Origin of the sequence: Pseudomonas moraviensis (assembly GCF_900105805.1) — a bacterium.
GTDB classification, from domain to species: domain Bacteria; phylum Pseudomonadota; class Gammaproteobacteria; order Pseudomonadales; family Pseudomonadaceae; genus Aquipseudomonas; species Aquipseudomonas moraviensis_A.
The window spans coordinates 2,358,429-2,376,302 of sequence record NZ_LT629788.1 but is presented as its reverse complement, the minus strand read 5'-3'; the positions used below and the strand labels follow the sequence as shown (position 1 = coordinate 2,376,302).

Here is a 17,874-nt window from a genome sequence, read left to right as displayed (position 1 = left end):
CCCGGGTGTTTCTGTCGGTGAGTTCAGGCCACCGGAATAGGATTTTCCAACAGCGACAGGTTGAACTGCTCGATCAGCCCGTGCTCGTTCGCGCCCTGGTTGGCTCGCAGCGGCAAGACTCGGTCAACCAGCACTTCGGTGGTGGCGGTTTCCAGCTTGAGCAGGGTTTCCTCGATAAACTCGCCCAGCGGCATGGCGCGCTCGTCGCCGCTCTTGTGAATCAGGTCGGTATCAACCCAAGGTGGCGCGATTTCCAGGACCTTGACGCTGGTGTCGCGCAGCATGAAACGCTGCGACAGCGAGTAGGAATGGATAGCCGCTTTGGTCGCCGAATACAGCGCCGTGGTCGCCAGCGGCAGGTAGGCCAGCACCGAGCTGTTGTTGATGATGTAGGCCTCGGGCTGACGCTTGAGGTGTTCGACGAACGCCGCGCTGATGCGCACTGGGCCGAGCAGGTTGGTCTGCAACAGACCGACGGCCTGCGCATCGTCGTAGTCGCCGGAACCCGCGTTGTCGAAGGGCATGATCCCGGCGTTGTTGATGATCACGTTCAACGACGGATGGCGGCGGATGACTTCGGCGGCGACTTCCTTGATCTGCTGCGCATCGTTGATGTCCAGCTGCACGGTGTCGATGCCCCGATTCGCTTGGGCAATCTCTGCCAGCAGGGCCTGGCGACGACCAGCGATGATGACCTTGTTGCCGCGCTGATGCAGGGCCTCGGCCAATGCGCGGCCGATGCCGGAAGTGCCGCCGGTGATGAAGATCGTGTTGGCTTCAAGTTTCATGAGCTGCGTCCCGCAAGTGGATTGATTGGTATGTGAACCATGATGGAGAAAACCTGCTCCGACCTGAATGACGTATGTGGTAGTGTTTCAGGACATTCAACAAACGGAGCGCGACCATGCATCGAGTCGGCTATCTGCTCACGGACGGTTTTCAGGTCATGGCGCTGGCGACCCAGTCGGTGTTCGAGTTCGCGAACATCGTCACCGGCAAAGCCGTGTACAAGGTGCAGAACTTTTCCCAGACCGGCGGGATTGTCAGCTCGTCGCTGGGCTTGCACGTCGATACGTTGCCACTGACGCAGGCGGGGCTGGCCGACAGTTGGCTGGTGGCTGGCACGCTGACACCGCTGACGCCGCCGGATGCCGACGTGCTGCACAGCGTGCGCGGGCTCGCCGACGGCGCACGCCGCGTGGCCGGCATCTGCACCGGCTCGTTCGTACTGGCGCAGGCCGGAGTGCTGGATAACCGCCACGTGACCACGCACTGGGCGTTCGCCCCGGCGCTGCGCAGGATGCATCCGTCGGTGAATGTCGAGGACGACCGCATCTTCATCATCGACGGCCCGGTGTGGACATCGGCGGGCATGACCGCTGGTGTCGACATGGCGCTGGGTATGGTCGAGAAGGATCTGGGCAGCGAAATCGCCCGCTCGGTCGCCCATCGACTGGTGATGCATCAGCGTAGGTCTGGAGGCCAGTCGCAGCATTCGGAACTGCTGTCGCTGTCACCCAAATCCGATCGCATTCAGAGTGCGCTGGATTACGCGCGCAAGCACCTCAATCGCCCGCTGAGCGTCGAAGAACTGGCCGAAGTGGTGCACCTGAGTCCGCGGCAATTCACCCGGGTTTTCACCGCCGAAACCGGTCAGTCACCAGCCAAGGCGATTGAGAGCCTAAGGCTGGAAGCGGCGCGGTTGCTGATCGAGCAAAGCAGTCACAGTCTGGATGTGGTCGCCAGGGAAACCGGGTTTCGTGACCGTCGGCACATGCGCGAGGTGTTCATGCGCGGCTTTGGCGTGCCGCCGCAGGCGGTACGGCGGGATTCGCGGCGGATGGTATGACGTGACCAGTGTCTACGAAAAAATATTGAGCCCCATCCTGCCTATCAGGAATACGAGCAGTATCAGGAAAAAAACTCTGATGAAACTGCTTCCATAACGTAATGCCAAGAAGACACCGGTCAGTGCGCCGGCCATATTGCATAAAGCAACTATGCCGCCAATCGCCCACAAGACATTACCGGAGGGGATAAAAAATATGAGCGCAGCGCTGAACGTCCCCAGATTGACCAGTTTTGCAGAGGCTGATGCATTGAGGAAATCAAAGCCAAAGACCTTGACGAAGATAAACAGCAGCAGGCTGCCACTGCCCGGGCCGAAGACACCATCGTAGAAACCGATCAGGCTGCCAAAGAAAACTCCAAGGCAAATGTCTTTCTTTCCGAAGTGGCGGTCTTTGCCTGCCAAACCAAGTTTTTTTTCCATAAACGTGTAGATAGCCATGACTATCAATATGAAAAAGACAACGATCTCCATCAGTCTTTTAGGGACAAGGGATACTGAGAGAGCTCCGAGAAAAGAAAATAAAAAAGCGGCGAGCATGGTCGGAAGCATTAAATTCCAGCGGATTTTTATGCGCTTCAGGTAACCCGATATTGATGAAATATTGCCCGCCAGAACAGCCAGTTTATTGGTGCCGAAAATGGTGGCAAGGCTGTACTGGGGTAGAGCATGTAGAAGTGCGGGCACCTGTACCAGGCCTCCGCCCCCGACCGCAGCGTCTATCAGGCCACCACAAAACGCGAAGAAACCCAGTGCAAGAACAGCGTGTTCAACATCCATGCATTGAATCCTCGTAGAACTTCGATTTTTTGGGGGTGAAGGCATGGTTGCTCATAGGGCGCAGGCGACGACCAGTCAGGAAAATAAACCTCATTGAGGGCATACAACAACTGATTTACATTGATTCGATTGTTCACTTTCAATGAGTATTGGGATGGAATTGTCGCAGCTCGTCATGTTCAAAAAGGTCGCTGATCGAGGCAGTATTATTCGTGCTTCTGAAGAGCTGCACTGTGTGCCGTCCAATATCACCAATCGAATCAGACTATTGGAGCGAGAACTCGGGGTTGATCTTTTTATAAGGAAAGGCAGGGGATTGATCATCAGCCCCTCCGGTCGGATTTTTCTCGGCTATACCAACAAAATCCTGTCTTTGTGCGAGGAGTCGCACCGAGCGCTTGATCCGTCGTCAGCGCCGTCGGGAGATCTCAGGATTGGTGCCATAGAATCGTCTGCTACGGGCAGATTACCCAAGCTGTTGTCCAGGTATCATCAACTTTACCCAGCAGTGCAGATGCAATTCAGCACTGGCGACTGGTCGCAATTATCCGCTGAGGTAGTCAGTCATAAACTGGATGGGGCAATCATTGCCGTGAGGCCGGAACACTCGGATATTGAGAGTATCGAGATCTATGAGGAGGATCTGGTCCTGATTGCTTCGCCGTCCGCAGGGCCGCTAAACCATCCAGAAGCTTTGCATGACGTGGATTTATTCATGTGGCCTGAAGGATGCCCCTACAGGAGGGCGTTGGTTGCCTGGCTGGAGCGACACAACCTATTCAGCCCGATAACAAGCATAGCCAGTTATGGCACCATCCTTGGGTGCGTCAGTGCGGGCGCGGGGGTATCGTTGGTGCCGAAAGGGATATTTGAACAGTTCCAGCAAATCGGCGGTATTCAAGGATTCTTTTTCAAAGATCTAACGCCCGTGCAAAATTATTTTATCTGGAACAAGCACGTTGAATCTCATCGTGCAAAAGACAAGTTTGCCGATTTGCTCAAGGAAGAGTTCAAGGTTTGAGCGGTGAGCGGCAGTTGGCACTTTCCTGCAAAGCTCGCCTGCGCGAGTCATTCAGCACAAGGGACTTGTCCGGATAGCGAATTGTGGGCGACGGAGTGAGGAAGCAGGGCAACGCCGGCGTCGGTGAGCTCTTACCGAGACGCCTGATAGGCTCTTGCAATCAAAGGCAATGGATTGAACAAATTGAATCTTGAAGCGCAACTGCGGGATCTTATTACTCGAGATCCCCTCCGGATGCACATCCTGCGCACAGTCAGGGATCTGAACTTGCCGGACAGCTGGGTTGCCGCCGGTTTTGTGCGCAGCCTGGTCTGGGATCATCTGCACCAGCGCGAACCCTCGCGATTGCCCGGGGACATTGATGTCATCTGGTTCGACAAAACACGGCACAGTGCGCAAACGGACTTCGCCTTGGAGGCCGAGCTTGTAACACGGTGCAGTGGCTTGAACTGGTCGGTGAAGAACCAGGCTCGCATGCACCAGCGAAACGCCGATGCGCCTTATCAATCTTCTGCCGACGCCATGACCCGTTGGCCCGAGACAGCTACGGCGGTTGGGGTCAGGCTTGATCAGCAGGGTGCTATAGAGGTTTCGGCGCCATTGGGACTGGAGGATTTGTTTGCGCTGAAAGTGCGACCAACCGCCCGATTTGAGAGTGATAGATACGCGGTGTTTGTGGAACGCGTTCAGTCGAAGAGATGGCTCGAGATTTGGCCGCGGTTGACGCTTGTTACGCAGGGTTGATATCCCAAGGGCAGCGAGCTGCCAGGCGACTTGGGTGGCCCAAACACCAGTGATCTTGGACTAGCCCCCAATCCTTGTAGGAGTGAGCCTGCTCGCGATGACCCCAGCCCATTCACCACCACATAAACAGAAAGCACCCAGCCCGTTTAAACAGTTATTCAAGACACAAGCAAACGGCTACAACGCCTTGCGCCATTCCCTACGACTACGCCAGAATCCGCCGGCTTGTGCGTCTAGGTCGCGGGTTCTATCGTCTGTCGGTCGCTGAAAAACAGCGATCGGGTTTGGTAGCCCGCCATAACTAGTCGCATCGCGCACCGTTCGCAGGCCTGCTTCAGGTCTCTGCTCAATGGTGGCCATGCGCAGGACACCTTCGGGTGTGCCGGTTCCTAGTTACCGGTCTACCAACCCGCGTATGGCCGCCACCTTCGTTTGGTAGCGAATGTGAAGGCTCCTTTTCCTAACTAGGAGTTCCACCATGTTCAAAGTCACACCCAATCCCCCAACCACCGACCCCGCATCGCCCTACGAATCCAGCGCATCGAAAAAGCTCCACGAAGCCGCCGAACGCGCCCTCGATCACTACCTCGGTCCGGCGGACATACTGGCCAGCACCAACATCCCGGCACAGATGTTCCTCGCCAATCCGAAATACGACACCGAATCCCTGTTGGCCAACGCCAGCGAATCCCTCGGCTCGGCCACTACCATGCTCTACGACTTCGCCGCGCTGCTCGACAACCCGCGCCGCAAAACCCTGCTGGGCATCGCCCAGGTCGTCATGCTCGGCGAAATCGCCGTGAACCAGGCTTTGGATAAAGTCGAAATAGCCAAATGACGCCAACCAAGCGACGAGAGCAAAGCCTCGTCGCATCCCATGGTCGTGCCATGGCTGGCACACCGCCACGGCTTGCACCACCCGGCCTCGACTGTCACCCTTCGGGCCGTTCTTCAAGGATCAGAACAAGGAATCAAGGATTGAGTGGCTACGTACCAAACCCGCCGAAAAACTACCGCTACGAACAAGCCAAACCCGTCGACATACACGCCCAGCACTGGGCCGAGTATGAGAAACATGGGAAAGAACCTGCGCGCGAGCCAGAGAAGATTGGCATCGCGTTGAGGATCGGGGTGTTCTTTGATGGCACGGGCAACAATGCCAATAACTCTGCTGCGGGGTTGTTGTGTGGTGCTCAGCATCCGATTGCGCCGGAGGATATTCCTCCCAGTTGTCAGCCCTATATGGGAGATCCGGATAGCAGTTATGGCTCTGGCGCGACGAATATCAAGAAACTCGCCGATCTGTACTACGAGGCTCCGATTGCTGAAGGAGAAGGGCCTATAAAACAGGTGTCACGTCCCTTATACGTCGAAGGCATCGGTACTCAATCCAACGAGAAAGACAATATCGTCGGTCAAGGCACGGGACGTGGAGAGACAGGAGTCGCCGGTAGGGTGCAGACTTCGTTTACGTTCATCAAACAGGTCGTTGAGGACGCCCTTCAAGAAAATCCGAACAGTGAAATTGCCTCGCTAACTTTTGACACTTTTGGATTCAGTCGAGGTGCAGCGGCGGCACGCCATTTCTGCAATGAAATTGTACGAGGCAAGCAGGGACCGTTAAGAGATCTGCTTAGCACTTACGCCCATAATTTCAGCCGCACCTTTCTCGATCAATACGGCAGCAGTATCCGGATGGGCTTCATCGGTCTATTCGACACCGTGCCGTCAATTGCCGGTTTCACTAATTTCGGTAGGGTGCAAAGCCCCATTGCTCCGGGCATTAAACTGTATCTCGACCCTCGCTTCTTCAAAGATGTCGTCCACGTGGTGGCGCGCGATGAATGTCGTGCCAATTTCGCCCTCAGCAATGTCAATCCCGACTATCCAGAATATGTTTTTCCGGGTTTGCATTCGGATATCGGTGGTAGCTATCTCGACGAAGTCGAGGAATGCGTATTGGTCAGCCCCATGCAGAGACTTGATGTATGGAGCAACACTGACGTTCAATCAACTTCGATCTATCAGGACGCCGCGATGGTGAAAAAACAGTGGGTCGCCAAAGGATGGCCTGCTGATCTGTTGGAAATCGTAACGCCCCCCGCGCTTGCTTTGCCGCCCGATCCGCAAGATCGTTTCGGGCCTAAACATAAACGTGTATACGCCGGGCTTCAGCTCAAACGCCCGGTCAGTGGCAAACTCTCAAGGGTTTATTTGAGAGTCATGTATCACTTGGCTAAAGAAAAAGGTGTTCCTCTCAACGATATTCCCGAACGACCCGAGTATGACGTTCCCCAAGAGCTGCAACCGCTTTGTGAGAGGTTCCTCGGAGGTGATTTCAGCACCGCAGCAGAAGAGGAGAAATTGCTGCAATTGAGATACATCCACACATCTGCCAACTGGAATCACCCGCAAGGAAGGCGGGACGGCAGCGGCCTGAAAGCCGTTTATATCAATTCACCAACGGAAGATGGCATTCGCGTGCAGCATCCTCATGTAGCTGACTGGAAGCTTTGGTAATGAGAATACTCTTGGCTCTACTGGGCGTTTTGGCCTTTACCGGCTGTCACGCCACAGGCTCCATTTCAGGTGAAAACGATCCCAAATATCCTTGGTGGGAACTGGCGTTTATCAAGCCCAATTTCATGAACGTCTGGGTCGAAGACAGCTCAGTGGAAGACATCAACGGTCGAACGTTTCTGCGAGCCGGGGGAGGGAACGCCAGCGGCGCTGAACCAAATGACGACAAAGAATCCGCGCGCGGTTGGGTAGGTGTGGGAGGTACGGGGAAACCGGTTATTGGCGCAGATCTGCCCAAGCGAATTTTCGTACGCTGGCAGTCTATACCGGAGCAAAAAACCTACCGGGCTTGGGTAAATATTCCTGAGGAAGCCAGACAGGTGATGGTGACGTCAACCCATCAGCGCTGTCCGGAAACTCCCGACAAGACAGCACGCTTCATGGCTTCTGTCTATTTGGGACTCGCACCAGGTGGCATAGTCCAGGTGTGGGTCAGAGATCAGTGTCGACGCCCGATCAAAGTAGCTCGCGCCCAAGCTGAGTTGGAACCGCTGGGGCCTAGCGAAGGGAAGAACCAAGGACGCTATGCCTATCCGGTGAGTGAAAAGGCCAAGCGGTATATCGACAAGTTCGGCATCCCGTACGGTAGTTGGTAAGTGCCGTGCCTTGGAATGCAACCACCCTAACAGGAGCGATTCTGCTGATCCGGTATCGAGCTGGCCGCGATAGCAGGACTCACCAAACAAGAGTCCCGCCACCATAACCCCTCACACCTCAGTTTTCGCCCCAACCTTCACCGCCGCTTTCCGATACGTCAGCAAAACAATCCCGCTCACCACGATCACGCCACCTAGGATCTGCCCTCTGCTGAGCATCTGATCCAGCACAATCCAGCCCATCAACAATGTCGCCAACGGCTCAATATTCATCACCGGTGCGTTGCGCGGCATGTCCAGTCGGGGTACGGAGATGAACAGGACGATAAAACCGGTGCCATAGAGCACGACCAGCGTGGCGAGGGCTAGCCAGCCGGTTGAGGTGGCGGGGAGGTTGAGTCCGCCGGGGAGTGCGCCGGTCAGTCCGGCCAGGTTGACGCTGCTGAAGACGATGAAGATGGTCAGCAGGCTGCGCACCGAGCCGCGCACTTGCGACAGTTTGTGATCGGTGATCCACAGCGCGCAGGCGAATACGCTGGCGGCGCAGAAGGCGAGTGCGACGCCCATTAGCCATTCCGGGCCGACGCTGGCGCTGTCTGACAGACGTCCGGGGACGTCCAGCACGAACACCAGCCCGACAAGGATCAACCCCATCAACATGGCGGTTCGTGCGCTCGGTCGTGGCCCGCCCAACGCCCAGGTCAGCAAGGCGAGCAGGATCGGAAATACGTTGGCCACCAGCAGCGCCAAAGCGACCGGCACCCGTGCGACAGCGGAGTACAGACACAGGCTCTGCGCCGTAATCAGCAGGCCCAACAACAATTGCCAGCGCCAGGCGCCCGCTGGCAGACGCAAACTCTGCCGTTGCCACAGCACCAGAATGGCCAGCACCAGCAAGGTCCCGCCAGAACGCATCAGGATCGCCAGCAGCACACCCGCGCCGTCATCAAAAGCCACCCGCGCCGCGACGTGGTTGCCGGCGAACGCACAACCCATGCACAACAGAATGATCACGGCGAGATAGCGAGGGAAGGGCGGCGGTACGGTTGGGGCAAATTCAGGGCGGGACATGGCAGATCTCAAAAATGATAGCCACTCAGGGTGGCTCAGGTTTTTATTATGTTGTCGTACAACTGCCCGATTTGTACCGTAATCGAGCAGGAGCGGCAAGCTTGAAAGGCTTCATAAAGCGCTTAGGCATGATGCTGATTAAGTTTAAGAGGTCGTATAACTTGTTTACTAAGCCCGAGCGCCGAGTCGAGTCGCCCATCCATCCTCTCGAGCCTGACCCACCAGAAAATCCACAAAAGCCCGGGTTTTCGCCGGCAACAGCTTCTGACTGGAAAAATACAAATAGATCTGCCCCGCATCGACATACCACTCCGGCAATACCCTCTCCAGCGTGCCGTCCTGCAGATACGGCAGCACATCCGGAACCGCCAACAGCGCAACCCCCAATCCCAGCCGCGCGCACTGACACAGCGCTTGCGGATCGTTGACCAACAGGCGCGGCGCCAACTCCAGCGGTGCTCGTTGTCCATCGGGCCCTTGCAGCATCCAGCTGCGCACCTTGCCGGTCTGTACCGAGCGCATGGCCAGATGATCCAGCGTCGACAGCTCTTCAATGCGCCGGATGCGCTTGTGTCCCGAGAGATATTCCTTCGATGCCACCAGAATCAGATGCGCCGGAGCGATGGCTCTGGCGACCACGCCCTGCGCCAGCTCGATGCCGCCGCCGATGGCCGCATCAAATCCATCCGCGATGAGATCGACCTGGCGATTATCGAGGTGCCATTCGGGGATGACGGCGGGGTATCGCTTAAGAAATTCGGGCATCAGCGGCAACAGAAAATCCCTAGCGAACCCTGGCGCTGCGTTCAGACGCAGAACGCCTGAAGGCTCGCCAGCGTTGCCCGCGACATCGGCGATTGCCGCCTGAACGGTTTCCAGTCCCGAACCGACGTTGGCCAGAAAGCGCTCTCCAGCCTCGGTGAGGGTGAGTTTGCGTGTGCTGCGCTGGAACAAACGCACGCCGAGGTTGGCCTCCAGTTGCGCGACATTGCGGCTGACCGCCGCGGGCGTAAGGCCCAGGCGTCGCGCGGCGGCAGAGAAGCTGCCCGCCTCGGCGCTGCGCACGAATGACAGCAAATTGCCTAACGTCTCCATCTGCGCACCTTCAACGAATGATTGAAAGTGATTCTATAGGTCTTCAACTACTGGTGGAAGATCAAAAAGCGTCTCATGGCCTCATCAACTACTTGAGGAAACAGACATGAACATCAGCATCATTGGTACAGGCTCCATCGGCACCGCCATCGCTCGGTTGCTCGTCAACGCTGGCCTTTCGGTCAGCCTGGCCAACGGTCGTGGGCCGCAGAGCCTTGCCGATCTGGTCGGCGAATTGGGCCCACTCGCGCAAGCCGTGACTGCTCAGCAGGCGAGTCAGGCGGACATCGTCTTTCTGGCGGTGAACTGGTCGAAAATTCCCGATGCCGTGCGCGATCTCGGGCCTTGGGAGGGGCGTATCGTGATCGACGCCAACAACCCGATTGAGGCGCCATTGTTCAAACCGGTCGATATGGGCGGCCAGCCGTCTTCACAATTGTTGGCGCAGATGCTGCCCGGCGCGCACGTGGTCAAGGCCTTCAATCATTTGCTCGCGGCTCTGCTGACCGATCCCACCACCGAGGGCGGCAAGCGTGTGCTGTTTTATTCCGGTGAGGATGCGGCCAGCAAAGCCAGGGTTGCAGAGCTGATAGACCGATTGGGTTTTTACGGCATCGATCTGGGCGGTGTGCAGCAGGGCGTGCTTGCGCAATTCCCGGGCGGACCGTTGCCGGCATTGAATCTCGTGAAACATGGCTGACGAATGAGTCCGGGAAGCACGAGGTGAGCAGGACGGACGGGTCGCAGATCCTGATGTCCTGCCGCCCGTCGCCGACTGCGAATCGCCTCAATATCGCGCATTGACATATCTAAGAATCTCGATATCCTCGGCGCATGGAACTGATCGAAATCTTCAAAGCCCTCTCGAACCCGACGCGCCTCAAGATCCTTGAAGGCCTGAAGGATCCCGTCAAGAACTTCCCCCCGCAGGATGAGGGTGACGTTCTCGTCGAGGGTGTCTGCGTCAGCAGCATCCAGGAAGGTATCGGCTTGTCGCAGTCGACGGTGTCGAGTTATTTGGCCACGTTGCAGCGGGTGGGGCTGGTTGAAGTGCGACGCATCGGTCAATGGACCTACTACAAACGCAATGAGGCTGCTATCAGCGCGCTTGCAGAGATCATAGGGAAAGAGCTGTAAATTTTTTTACCGCAGGATATCGAGAAATCTCGATATCCCTCTTTATCGATACGAGGTGTTTCCATGAAAGCGATGATTCTGAAATCTTTCGGCGGTCCTGATTCGTTCGAACTGAGCGATGTTGCCAAACCTGTTCCGCAAGCGGGCCAAGTGCTGGTCCGGGTGCACGCCACTTCCATCAATCCCCTGGATTACCAGGTTCGGCGCGGTGACTATCCCGATCTAGTGCCGCTGCCAGCCATTACCGGTCACGACGTATCGGGCGTGGTTGAAGCTGTCGGGCCGGGCGTCAGCGCCTTCGCGCCGGGCGACGAAGTCTGGTACACCCCGCAGATATTCGAGGGGCAGGGCAGTTATGCCGAGTATCACGTGGCGGCCGAAAGCATCATCGCCCGAAAGCCTTCCTCGCTGAGTCACCTCGAGGCGGCGAGTCTGAGTCTGGTCGGCGGTACGGTGTGGGAAGCGCTGACCGTGCGCGCTGTGCTGCGAGTAGGCGAAAGCATTCTGATCCACGGCGGCGCCGGCGGGGTCGGCCATGTGGCGATTCAGGTAGCCAAAGCCATGGGCGCCAGAGTGTTCACCACCGTGCGCGAGGCCAACGCCGACTTCGTCCGCAGCCTGGGCGCCGACGTGGTGATCGATTACACCCAAGAGGATTACGTTGAAGCGATCATGCGCGAAACCGCCGGGCATGGCGTTGATGTGGTGTTCGACACCATCGGTGGCGATACCCTGTCTCGCAGTGCCGACGCGCTCGCCCAGCTTGGCCGCGTTGTCTCGATCGTCGACATCGCGCAGCCACAAAACCTCGTCCAGGCCTGGGGCAAGAACGCCAGCTATCACTTCGTCTTTACCCGGCAGAACCGCGGCAAGCTCGATGAACTGACCGCGCTGGTCGAACGCGGCCAGTTGCGGCCGCATGTTGGCGCGGTCTATTCCCTTGCCGACATCCCGCTCGCCCACGCAAGACTGGAGAGTGCCAACAACGGACTCATAGGAAAAATCGCCATCGCCGTTGAGCCTTCGCTCATCGTCTGAACGCGTTCAACTCATTCTGGAGAAACGTCATGGTTTACGAAATCGCAGTCCTGCCCGTTCACCCGCAACAGACTGAAGCCTTCCGACGCGCATTTGCCGAAGTCGAACCGTTGCTCACCCGTGCCAAGGGATACGGCGGGCACTTGCTGGCGCAAGGTATCGAAACGCCCGAGCAATTCAATTTGATCGTGCGCTGGCGCTCGCTTGAGGATCACTCTCCGGGGTTTGAGGAGAGTGAAGACCACCAGCGGTTCATGCTGGGGCTGGAGGATTATTTTTCCGCAGAACCGAAGGTCTACCACATTGAGGGTGGTGCTTTTCCGGATGGCGACTTGAGCGTTCCGGGCAGCAGCGCAAGCACAGGTAGTCAAGTGTTCTGATGGCTTTCGTCACAAGCGGCTGTTGCCGATTTTCCTCCCGCGTTGAACCACTGCATTGATGGTAGGCTGCAAGAGGTCAGCCGTACCTTCTGTACTCCTGAGTTTGTTCTTTCACTGTCTGCGCCGGCTCGCCTGTCGGCGCAGATGGATTTCCTCTATGGACTACAGCCATGCGCCTGCCAGATTTCATTCTCGAAAACCTAGAGCCGATCCTGCAGGCCTGGGAAGATTTCGCCCGCACCATCGAGACACCCGGTGCGGAGCTCGATAACGTTGCGCTGCGTGATCACGCCGAGCAGATGTTGCGGGCCATCGTTATCGATCTGCGCACCCGGCAGACGGTTAGCGAGCAACTGGCCAAGGCTCATGGCCAAGCGCCGCGCGATGATGAAGAAACGGCTGCTGAAACCCACGCCGTGACGCGGCTGATGGCCGGTTTCACCATCGACCAGATGGTTTCGGAATACCGCGCGCTGCGCACCAGTGTACTGAGCCAGTGGCTGCGTCAGGTCAAGGATGGAAAATCGGTGAATGTCGACGACATGACGCGTTTCCACGAAGCGATCGATCAGGCACTGGCTGAGTCGATTGCCAGCTATTCACGCGCCGTCGAGGCTTCGCGCAACGTGTTTCTGGGGATTCTCGGTCATGACTTGCGCACGCCCTTGGGGGCGATTCTGCTCGGCGCGGATATGTTGCGGCGTACCGAAAACGTCGACCCCCGTACCGGCAAACTGGCCAGGCAGATTTATGCCAGCGTGCAACGGGCCACTCAGATCGTTGGCGACCTGCTGGATCTGACGCGCTGCCAGATCGGACCGGGGATTCCGGTGAAAAAAGTCCAGATCGATCTCAATCCGTTGTGCGAGCGGGTTGTCGAGGAAATCCGCGCCTTTCATCCGCAGGCCAACGTTCTATTCGATGCGAAGGAACCGGTGATGGGAGCGTTCGATGGCGCCAGGATGGAGCAGGTCTTTTCCAACATCATCAGCAATGCGGTGACCCACGGCGACAATCAGTTTCCGGTCTCGGTCGAGTTGCAGGCCCGCGAGGACTGCGCGGTGTTCACGGTGCACAACGGCGGCGAGCCGATTCCTGAAGATGTGTTGCCGTTCATTTTCAATCCAATGGGACGGTTCTCGCAGCGCTCCGTAGTTGATCACGGACCTGTCGCTGGGCTTGGACTCGGCCTGTTTATCGCCTCGGAAATCGTCGCCTCGCATGCCGGCTCCATTGAGGTGAGCTCTGATCTGCCAGGCGGAACCGTATTTTGCGTCAAGCTTCCGGTGGATGCCGACAGCCTCTTCACCCTGTAGGCGAATCGATGAAGGGCCGGCTCCGGCCCTCCAGCCTGATTACTCCTCCATCACCTCAACCAAACCGCGATCCTCATCGAGGAACCCGCCGCTCTGGTGCTGCCACAGCCGCGCGTAGGTGCCGTTCTTCTCAAGCAATTGCGCGTGGGTGCCTTGTTCGATGATGCGGCCTTCGTCCATGACGATCAGGCGGTCCATTGCCGCGATGGTCGACAAGCGGTGGGCGATGGCGATCACGGTTTTGCCCTGCATCATTTCGTCGAGGCTTTCCTGGATCGCCACTTCGACTTCGGAATCCAGCGCGCTGGTGGCTTCGTCGAGCAGCAGGATCGGCGCGTTCTTCAGCATCACCCGGGCGATGGCGATGCGTTGGCGCTGGCCGCCGGAGAGTTTGATGCCGCGTTCGCCAACCAGCGTGTCGTAGCCGCTGTGGCCCTGCTTGTCGCTCAACTGGCTGATGAAACCATCGGCCTGGGCGTTCACCGCGGCGCGGTGGATGTCCGCGTCGGTGGCGTCCGGTCGACCGTAGGCGATGTTGTCGCGAATCGAGCGGTGCAGCAGCGACGTATCCTGAGTGACCATGCCGATCACACTGCGCAGGCTGTCCTGCGTGACCTTGGCGATGTTCTGCCCATCGATGCGAATCTCGCCGCGATCGACGTCATAGAAACGCAGCAGCAGGTTGATCAGCGTCGACTTGCCCGCACCGGAGCGGCCAACCAGACCGATTTTTTCGCCGGGGCGAATGTGCAGCGTCAGGTCGTCGAGCACCTGGCGCTCGCCGTTGTAATTGAAGCTGACATTGTCGAAAACCACTTCGCCGCCGGCAGGCTCCAGCACTTTGGCGTCCGGCGCGTCCTGGACTTTCGGGCCGCTGGTCAGGGTGGCCATGCCGTCCTGCACGGTGCCGATGTTTTCGAACAGGGAGGTCATCTGCCACATGATCCAGTGCGACATGCCATTGATGCGCAACGCCATCGCAGTGATCGCCGCAACAGCACCGGTGCCGACCTCGCCCTGATGCCACAGCCACAACGCATAACCACCGGCACCGAGAATCAGCGCGACCACCAGCGCCTGGTTGACGATTTCGAACTGGCTGACCAGACGCATCTGGCGGAAGCCGGTGAGCTTGAAATCTTCCATCGCCGCGCGAGCAAAATGCGCCTCACGCTTGGAGTGCGAGAACAGTTTGACCGTGGTGATGTTGGTGTAGGCGTCGGCAATCCGTCCGGTCATCGAGGAGCGTGCATCGGCCTGCTCCTGGCCGACCTTGCCCAGACGCGGGACGAAATACACCATCGCCAGCCCGAACAGAACGATCCACGCCAGAAACGGCAGCATCAGCTTCAGCGCAAAGCCACCGGCCAGCGCAATGATGGCGATGAAGTAGACGCCGATGCCGGGAAGGATTTCGATCAGGGTGAACAGCACTTCACGCACCGACAACGCGGTTTGCATGACTTTGGTGGTGACCCGGCCGGAGAATTCATCGGAGAAGAACGACAGGCTTTGCCGCAGCATCAGCCGATGGAAGTCCCAGCGCAGGCGCAGCGGCAGATTGATCGCGAGGATCTGGTGCTGGACCATGGTGCGCAGCGCCACCAGGCCAATGCTGACCACCAGCACAATGCCGATGCCCCACAATACGCGGCTTTCCTCGGCACCGGCGGCGCCCCCGGATTGCCAGGTCGAAAGCAGATCCACCACTTGCCCGAGGAAGGAAAACAGCCACGCCTCGTAGATCGACACGCTGGCGCTGAGCAACGCAAAGGCAAGGATGTAACCGCGTGCGCCTCGGGTGCAGGCCCACAGGAATCGCATGAGGCCGACTGGCGGTGGCGGCGCCTCATCGGGTGGGAAAGGGTCGAGCCTTTGTTCGAACAGGCGAAGCATTGCGGTCTCCGAAGTGATCAGGGTAGGGGGATTCTGCCATCTATCGGCGGCGTTGCGGGTTTCACTGGCGTGATCAGGATGAACCCCCGTGCCATGTCTTGACCGCAGACAGGCGCAGAAGCTCAAGGCAATCTCTCAAGGCGCAACCTTTCGTCGGTGATCCCGGCCATACGTTGCACGCTCATCAACCTCTTTGAACTCTCGCGCAAGCCGCTCCGTCCTCATCTATGTGGGGGCTCGAGGCATTGTTGCCGTGTAGTCCCGTTTTTGCGTTTTCAGTGAGAAGGCGAGGGGCGACATGAATACGTCAGACAGCAGGGCAGGGTATGAATCAGGTGATCCAAACGGCAAGCCTGAGCAAGGTTTCGATCATCTGAAAGACAACGTCAGCGAAGCATTGGGCGGCGCGCGCGAACAGGCCGATGCGCAATTCGGTCAGTATCGCGACACGGCGGCCGAGCAGATCGAAGCGTTGGCGCAAGGCGCGAAAAGCTTCGTTTCGGAACTGCAGGACAAAGACACGTTAGGCATGTCCGATTACATCAACGACATGGCGGAATCCATGACCGGGCTGGCGGACAATCTGCGCGGCAAGAGTGCCGAACAGTTGCTGCACGATGCGGCGGATCTGGCGCGCAACAATCCGGGCCTGTTTATCGCCGGCAGCATTGCCATCGGTTTCGGCCTGTCGCGGTTTCTCAAGGCAGGCACGGCTGCGGCGGCAACGGTCAGCGCCGAACACGATCCAGCGGCAGGCACGACTTCGACGCCACCACCAGGCGATTACGGCGCGCAGCGACCCTATGAATCGTCAGTGCCGTCCTCGTCCCAAACCAATCCGGGACTGGCCACTGGCATCACTCCCACCTCACCTAATGAGCATGATCACCCCTCTGATTTCGCAGCGGCTTCCGTACCGCATGCACCCGAAGCCAAAGGAGAACTGTGATGAACAGAGATGAATCTGATCTGAGCGGGGCAAGGCCCCTCGGCCAAACGGATGATGCTTCGGTGGTGGGCTTGTTGCGGCAGCTGTCCCGCGAAGTACCGGCGTTGTTCACCAAGGAACTGGCGCTGGCCAAAGCCGAATTGCACAACAGCCTCAGCACGCTGAAGGCTGGCATCGGCGCGGTGGCCGGCGGTGCGATTGTGTTCCTCGCCGGCTTCATCATTCTGCTGATGTCGGCGGTCTATGGCTTGAGCCTGTTCATGGCGCCGTGGCTGGCCGCGTTGATCGTTGGCGTGGTGGTAATGATCATCGGCTTCGCCATGCTGCAATCCGGGAAAAAGCAATTCGAGCCGTCTCACTTCAAACCTGATCGCACCCTCGACGCCTTGAACAAGGATCAGGAAGCGCTGCGGAGGAAAGTCTCATGAAAAGCGAACTGGATATCGAAGCGGAAAAAAGCCCGGAACAGATCGAGCGCGAAATCGATGCGCAACGCGCGAGCATCGGCAATATCGTCGATCAACTGGAGAGCAAATTCACCCCCGGGCAGATGATTGATCAGGCCTGGGGGATGATGCAGAGCAATGGCTCGACGTTCTTCACCAACCTCGGCACCAGCGTGCGCAATAACCCGGTGCCGGCGGTGCTGACATCGGTGGGCCTGCTCTGGCTGATGATCAGCCAGAATCGCCCGCCCGTGCCGCAACCGACCTATCGCAGCGGACCGGATCAGGACAAGGCCGGCGAGTGGGCCGATGGTTTGGCCGACGGCGTCGACAGTGCGCGCGCGCATCTGCACTCGACCACCGACTCGCTGAAGGACGGGTACCAGACGCTGAAAGGCAAGGCCAGCCACCTCGGTGAAAATGTCGGTGCAGCCAAGGAAAATCTGAGCCATGCGATGCATGACGCCAGTGACCGCTTGTCGCGCAATTCGCAAGTGCTCGGCCAACAGTTCAGTCACCTGCTCAAAGAGCAACCGCTGATGGTGGCTGCCGCTGGAGTCGCGCTCGGTGCGTTGCTCGGCGCGGCGTTACCGACCACCTCCACTGAGCAGCGCTACATGGGCCGCACCAGCGCCGGCATGGTCGACAAGGCCAAGCAGAAAGCGCAGGAAGGTTATGAAGCGGTGCGCGACACGGTGACCCGGACCACCGAGCAGACCGAGGGTGAAACCAGACCGGATCCGGCGCGGCCGTCGTCCTCGGATCTGTCGCAGGGGCTGGGTACATCCTGAAGGTGAAAGACCAAGGGAGGCCTGTAAAAGGCCTCCCTTTTTGTTGGGTGGCGGTAATTTGGTGCGGCGCATTGGTGAGCTTGCTCGCGAAAGCGGTGGGTCATTCAACATGGGTGTATCTGATCTGGCCTCTTCGCGAGCAGGCTCACTCCTACAGGGGTATGAGTGACGAAAAAGATTGTCGA

19 protein-coding genes are annotated in these 17,874 nt (G+C 58.2%); 14 read left to right on the top strand and 5 right to left on the bottom strand.

Annotated elements, in window-relative coordinates; all coding sequences use genetic code 11:
* Positions 1-23 precede the first annotated feature (23 nt).
* Positions 24-788: an SDR family oxidoreductase gene (locus BLU71_RS10690; RefSeq protein ID WP_083353042.1), complete on the bottom strand. Its 765-nt coding sequence runs from the start codon at positions 786-788 to the stop codon at positions 24-26.
* A 116-nt stretch (positions 789-904) separates the two neighbouring features.
* On the opposite strand from BLU71_RS10690, the gene BLU71_RS10685 reads away from it, so the two are divergent.
* Positions 905-1,849, top strand: a complete 945-nt coding sequence (locus tag BLU71_RS10685; RefSeq protein WP_083353041.1) for a GlxA family transcriptional regulator — start codon at positions 905-907, stop codon at positions 1,847-1,849.
* A gap of 12 nt (positions 1,850-1,861) precedes the next feature.
* Here the strand turns inward: BLU71_RS10685 and BLU71_RS10680 are convergent, their stop codons facing one another.
* On the bottom strand, positions 1,862-2,629 hold the full coding sequence (locus BLU71_RS10680; protein ID WP_042609637.1) for a sulfite exporter TauE/SafE family protein: 768 nt from the start codon (positions 2,627-2,629) through the stop codon (positions 1,862-1,864).
* A 154-nt stretch (positions 2,630-2,783) separates the two neighbouring features.
* Here BLU71_RS10680 and BLU71_RS10675 point away from each other — a divergent pair, with 154 nt between their 5' ends.
* From BLU71_RS10675 to BLU71_RS10655, 5 genes are all read left to right on the top strand, one after another.
* Entirely contained in the window at positions 2,784-3,650 is an 867-nt protein-coding gene (locus BLU71_RS10675) for a LysR family transcriptional regulator (RefSeq protein WP_083353040.1), read from the top strand.
* Between the two features lie 183 nt (positions 3,651-3,833).
* Entirely contained in the window at positions 3,834-4,394 is a 561-nt protein-coding gene (locus tag BLU71_RS10670; protein WP_156889253.1) for a nucleotidyltransferase family protein, read from the top strand.
* 478 nt (positions 4,395-4,872) lie between these two features.
* Complete coding sequence (locus BLU71_RS10665; RefSeq protein ID WP_083353039.1) at positions 4,873-5,232, top strand: DUF6124 family protein; 360 nt, start codon at positions 4,873-4,875, stop codon at positions 5,230-5,232.
* Positions 5,233-5,372: 140 nt separating this feature from the next.
* Positions 5,373-6,914 carry a T6SS phospholipase effector Tle1-like catalytic domain-containing protein gene (locus tag BLU71_RS10660; protein ID WP_083353038.1) on the top strand — a complete coding sequence of 514 codons (1,542 nt, stop codon included), beginning with the start codon at positions 5,373-5,375 and terminating at the stop codon, positions 6,912-6,914.
* Positions 6,914-7,570 (top strand): DUF2931 family protein, encoded by a 657-nt coding sequence (locus BLU71_RS10655; RefSeq protein WP_083353037.1) that lies wholly within the window; start codon positions 6,914-6,916, stop codon positions 7,568-7,570. The genes BLU71_RS10660 and BLU71_RS10655 overlap by 1 nt, the downstream gene beginning before the upstream one ends.
* A 111-nt stretch (positions 7,571-7,681) precedes the next feature.
* Here BLU71_RS10655 and BLU71_RS10650 read toward each other — a convergent pair whose 3' ends face one another.
* Positions 7,682-8,641, bottom strand: coding sequence for an EamA family transporter (locus tag BLU71_RS10650; RefSeq protein ID WP_083353036.1), 960 nt, complete (start codon positions 8,639-8,641; stop codon positions 7,682-7,684).
* 168 nt (positions 8,642-8,809) lie between these two features.
* Positions 8,810-9,736: a LysR family transcriptional regulator gene (locus BLU71_RS10645; RefSeq protein WP_064361922.1), complete on the bottom strand. Its 927-nt coding sequence runs from the start codon at positions 9,734-9,736 to the stop codon at positions 8,810-8,812.
* A 106-nt stretch (positions 9,737-9,842) separates the two neighbouring features.
* Here BLU71_RS10645 and BLU71_RS10640 point away from each other — a divergent pair, with 106 nt between their 5' ends.
* The 5 genes from BLU71_RS10640 (at position 9,843) to BLU71_RS10620 (ending at position 13,607) form a co-directional block, all read left to right on the top strand.
* On the top strand, positions 9,843-10,436 hold the full coding sequence (locus BLU71_RS10640; protein WP_083353035.1) for an NADPH-dependent F420 reductase: 594 nt from the start codon (positions 9,843-9,845) through the stop codon (positions 10,434-10,436).
* Between the two features lie 134 nt (positions 10,437-10,570).
* Positions 10,571-10,873 (top strand): ArsR/SmtB family transcription factor, encoded by a 303-nt coding sequence (locus BLU71_RS10635; RefSeq protein WP_024012559.1) that lies wholly within the window; start codon positions 10,571-10,573, stop codon positions 10,871-10,873.
* 63 nt (positions 10,874-10,936) lie between these two features.
* Complete coding sequence (locus BLU71_RS10630) at positions 10,937-11,911, top strand: zinc-dependent alcohol dehydrogenase family protein (RefSeq protein ID WP_083353034.1); 975 nt, start codon at positions 10,937-10,939, stop codon at positions 11,909-11,911.
* 29 nt (positions 11,912-11,940) lie between these two features.
* Complete coding sequence (locus tag BLU71_RS10625) at positions 11,941-12,291, top strand: antibiotic biosynthesis monooxygenase family protein (protein ID WP_083353033.1); 351 nt, start codon at positions 11,941-11,943, stop codon at positions 12,289-12,291.
* Positions 12,292-12,461: 170 nt separating this feature from the next.
* A complete protein-coding gene (locus tag BLU71_RS10620) occupies positions 12,462-13,607 on the top strand; it encodes a sensor histidine kinase (RefSeq protein ID WP_083353032.1) in 1,146 nt (381 codons plus the stop codon).
* Positions 13,608-13,646: 39 nt separating this feature from the next.
* On the opposite strand, the gene BLU71_RS10615 is transcribed toward BLU71_RS10620, so the two are convergent.
* Positions 13,647-15,503 carry an ABC transporter ATP-binding protein gene (locus tag BLU71_RS10615; RefSeq protein WP_083353031.1) on the bottom strand — a complete coding sequence of 619 codons (1,857 nt, stop codon included), beginning with the start codon at positions 15,501-15,503 and terminating at the stop codon, positions 13,647-13,649.
* 298 nt (positions 15,504-15,801) lie between these two features.
* Here BLU71_RS10615 and BLU71_RS10610 point away from each other — a divergent pair, with 298 nt between their 5' ends.
* The 3 genes from BLU71_RS10610 to BLU71_RS10600 are packed head-to-tail and all read left to right on the top strand — an operon-like array spanning position 15,802 to position 17,689.
* Positions 15,802-16,452, top strand: coding sequence for a hypothetical protein (locus BLU71_RS10610; protein ID WP_083353030.1), 651 nt, complete (start codon positions 15,802-15,804; stop codon positions 16,450-16,452).
* Positions 16,452-16,880 (top strand): phage holin family protein, encoded by a 429-nt coding sequence (locus BLU71_RS10605; RefSeq protein WP_042609651.1) that lies wholly within the window; start codon positions 16,452-16,454, stop codon positions 16,878-16,880. Before BLU71_RS10610 ends, BLU71_RS10605 begins: the two co-directional genes overlap by 1 nt.
* A complete protein-coding gene (locus BLU71_RS10600) occupies positions 16,877-17,689 on the top strand; it encodes a DUF3618 domain-containing protein (RefSeq protein WP_064361916.1) in 813 nt (270 codons plus the stop codon). Before BLU71_RS10605 ends, BLU71_RS10600 begins: the two co-directional genes overlap by 4 nt.
* Positions 17,690-17,874: the final 185 nt, after the last annotated feature.